At 75.3% G+C, this 3,259-nt stretch carries 1 protein-coding gene; it reads left to right on the top strand.

What is annotated here, in order from left to right; translation table 11 throughout:
- Positions 1–162: 162 nt before the first annotated feature.
- The coding region (locus tag BBH68_RS33800; protein ID WP_141713124.1) for a non-ribosomal peptide synthetase at positions 163–3,259 on the top strand (3,097 nt) is incomplete at its 3' end.

Below are 3,259 nucleotides of genomic sequence, written 5' to 3'. Positions count from 1 at the left end.
TCACCACACCACCAACGACATCTTCCTCCACAAGACCATCGCCCGGCTCGCCGAAGTGGCCCAGGACACCGGCCCGGAAGCCGGGACACCGCGCGACGCCGCGAGCCTGGTGCACCTCGACGCGGAGGAACTCGACGAGCTCGAAGCCCAGTGGGAGACCTCGTGAAACAGACATCCCTGGAGGCGGTGCTGCCGCTCACGCCGTTGCAGCAGGGCATCCTCTTCCACGCCCTCTTCGACGAGGGGGCCACCGGCAGCGGCCCCGGAGAACCCGGCGGAACCGGAGACCCCGGCGGAACCGGAGAACCCGGCGGATCCGGCGGGTCCGTTGACTTCTACACCGTGCAGACCCCCCTGGAACTGGTCGGCGCGCTGGACACCGACGTCCTGCGCCGCTCCTGCCTCGCCCTGCCCGCGCGCCACGCGAGCCTGCGCGCCGGGTTCCTGCGCCGCCGCTCCGGCGAGGCCGTGCAGGCCATCGCCCGGACGGTCGAGCCGCCGTGGGAGGAGGTGGACCTCTCCGGCCTCGGCGCCGACGAGTGCCGGGTGCGGCTGACCCGGCTGCTCGCCGAGGACCGCTCCCGGCGCTTCGAGATGGCCAAGCCGCCCCTGCTGCGCTTCACCCTGGTGCGGCTGGCGGCCGACCGCCACGTCCTGGTGCTCACCAACCACCACATCCTGCTGGACGGCTGGTCGCTGCCGCTGGTCCTCGCGGACCTGTTCCGCGTCTACGGGGACGGCGGCAGCGCCGAGCGGCTGGAGGCGGCCCCGTCGTTCGCCGACTACCTCGGCTGGCTGTCCGACCGGGACCGGGCCGAGGCCGAGCGCGCCTGGCGGGCCGCGCTGTCCGGGCTCGACGGGGCGACACTGGTGGCCGGCGGAGCGGGCACCGGCGCCTCCGGCCGCGGCCAGCGGCGTGTCGTCGCGGAGCTGTCCGAGGCCGACACCGCGCGGGTGACCGCCGCGGCCCGGTCGCGGGAGCTGACCACCAACACCCTGGTCCAGTGCGCGTGGGCGCTGCTGCTGACCCGGCTCACCGGGCGGCGGGACGTCGTCTACGGCAACACCGTCGCCGGGCGCCCGCCCCAGCTCCCGGGCAGCGAGCGCATGGTGGGCCTGATGATGAACACGGTGCCGGCCCGGGTGCGGATCGACCCGGCCGAGCCGGTGGCCGACCTGCTGGCCCGTATCCAGCGCGAGCAGGCGGCCCTGACCGGACACGACTACCTCGGCCTCGCGGACATCCACCGCGCCGCCGGGGTCGGCGAGCTCTTCGACACCACCGTCGCCTTCGAGAACGTCCCCGTCGAACACGCCGTCCAGGGCGCCGAGGTGCCCGGGCTCGCGGTCAGCCTGCTCCGGGACGCCGTGGAGGACGCGTTCGAGGGCACCCACTACCCGCTGAGCCTCGCCGTCCACCCCGGCGAGCGGCTCCGCTTCGAACTCAACTACCGCGACGACGTCTACACCGGCGAGGCCGCGGCCGAGGTGCTGGACCGGCTGTGCGCCGTGATACGGGACCTCGCCGACCGCCCCGACCTGCCGGCGGGGCGGCTGCCCGGGTGCTCCGACGCCGAGCGGCGGCACATCCTGCGAGCGTCCAGCGGCCGGACCGCGCCCCACCCGCCCCAGGCCCTGCCCGAGTTGTTCGAGGCGCGGGTCCGCGCGAGACCCCACGCGGTCGCGGTCAGCGACGGCACGGCGAGCCTGACCTTCGAGCGGCTCAACGCCGACGCCAACCGGCTCGCCCGGCTGCTTGTCGCCGAGGGGGCGGGGCCCGACCGTCTCGTCGGCGTCGCCCTGCCCCGCACCGCGGCGGCGGTGGCGGCGATCCTCGCGGTGTGGAAGTCGGGGGCCGGCTATCTGCCGATCGACACCGAGCACCCACCGGAGCGGATCGCGGCGATCTGCGCCGAGGCCGGCCCCGCCCTCGTCCTGGCCACCGCCGCCACCGCGCGGGCCGTGCCCGAGGGGATACGGACCCTGCTGCTCGACGAGGCCGCGCTGCCCGAGGACCCCACCGACCTCGACGACGGCGACCGCGCCGGCGCGCTGCTCCCCGGCCACCTGGCGTATGTGATCTACACCTCCGGCTCCACGGGCCGCCCCAAGGGCGTCGCCGTCGAACACGGCAACCTGGCCAACATGTTCCACAGCCACCGGGCCAACTTCTTCGAGCCGGAGCAGACCCGGGCGGGAGGCCGGCCGCTGCGCGCCGCGCTCACCAACTCGCTCGGCTTCGACGCCTCCTTCAGCCAGCTGCTGTGGATGGTCGCCGGACACGAGCTGCACATCGTCGACGACACCGTCCGCCGGGACTCCCTGGCGCTCGTCGAACACGCCGTGGGGGCCGCGGTCGACGTCCTCGACACCACGCCGTCGGTGGCCCGGCAGATGCTGGCGGCGGGCATGTTCGCGGCCTCGGGGGAGCGCCACCGGGTGAGTGTCCTGGCGCTCGGCGGCGAGGAGGTCCCGGACGACCTGTGGAGAGAACTGCACGGCGTGCCGGGCCTGTCGGTGTACAACCTCTACGGGCCCGCCGAGTGCACGGTCGACGCGATGTTCTGGCACCACGACGGCGGGGAGGCCGTCGGCCGGCCCGCCATCGGCGTCCCCGCCGACAACGCCCGGGTGTATGTGCTCGACGAGTTCCTGCGGCCGGTGCCGCCCGGGGTGGTCGGCGAGCTGTACATCGCCGGTGACGGGGTCGCCCGCGGCTATCTGGGACGACCCGGCCTGACCGCCGAGCGGTTCGTGGCCGATGTGTTCGGCCCCCCGGGCGCCCGCATGTACCGCACCGGAGACCTGGGGCGCCGCCGCCCGGACGGGGCCGTGGAGTACCGCGGGCGGGTCGACTCGCAGGTCAAGATACGCGGCCACCGCATCGAACTGGGCGAGATCGAGGCCGCCCTGGCGGCGGACCCCTCGGTGGAGCAGGCCGTGGCGGCGGTGTCCGCCGACCCGTCGGGGACCCGGCGCGTCGTGGGTTACGTCCGCCCCCGTCCCGGCTCCCCGGCGCGCCCCGACCCGGCCGCGCTGCGCGAGTCCGTGGCGCGGCGGCTCCCGGCGTACATGGTCCCGGCCCGGATCATGGTCGTCGAGGACATTCCGCTCACCCCCCACGGCAAGGTGGACCGCGCCGCGCTGCCGGCCCCCACGTTCCAGGCCGCGGGCGCCTACCGGGCGCCCGCCTCCGACCGGGAGCGGGTGCTGCACGAGGTGTTCACCGAGGTGCTCGGCGCGGCGCGGCGTGGACGAC

Source organism: Streptomyces sparsogenes (genome assembly GCF_001704635.1).
In the GTDB taxonomy this organism is placed as follows: domain Bacteria; phylum Actinomycetota; class Actinomycetes; order Streptomycetales; family Streptomycetaceae; genus Streptomyces; species Streptomyces sparsogenes.
Note: the sequence above shows the minus strand (reverse complement) of the source record. Positions and strands in the feature narration are given on the sequence as shown.